At 46.6% G+C, this 653-nt stretch carries 1 pseudogene; it reads left to right on the forward strand.

Annotated elements, in window-relative coordinates:
- A pseudogene (locus AAFM34_RS00850) lies at window positions 1-653 on the forward strand (AAA family ATPase); the annotation flags it as partial.

The raw sequence follows: 653 nt of genomic DNA on the forward strand, positions 1-653 counted from the left end.
GGTGGAGATACAGAGTTACCCGGTGAGACGGATCTTCTTGATGAGGCTCTTAGTGAAGAGTCTATAGATGTTTCAGACGATAGCACGGATTTGTTGGATGAGCTTATCGACGAAGGTGGAGATACAGAGCTACCCGGTGAAACGGATCTTCTAGATGAGGCTCTTGATGGTGATGACTATAGTCTTGATACGATAGATAATATTGACGACGGTGCGTTTGATGAGCTAATCGCTGATGATGGCGGCGATCTTGATGTTGATTCAACGGAAACTCTCGACGAACTGCTGGTGGATGAGCAAGAAGGGTCGTTAACTGAAGAGCTCGGTGATGACGCTACCAACCTGTTTGAAGAGCTCGCAGATATTGATAGTCAGGGCGACGACAGCTTAGGAAACGATCTGGATAACGAAGCAGATAACAGCACTGCAGATTCTGCAATAGTCGAAGACGACTTTTCCAGTGAAGACTTTATGGATGACATGTTAAGTGCAGCGCCAGAAGGTGACCCTTTACTGGATGAACTTGACCTTGACGTGTCATCTGATGATGAAGATTCTCAAGAAAATATTGTTAATCAATCTGAGCTTGAAATAAGCTCTGAAGAGCCAGAGCCAGAGCCAGAGCCAGAGCCAGAGCCAGAGCCAGAGCCAGA

The sequence above is a fragment of the Vibrio sp. genome, from assembly GCF_038138445.1.
Classification (GTDB): Bacteria; Pseudomonadota; Gammaproteobacteria; order Enterobacterales; family Vibrionaceae; genus Vibrio.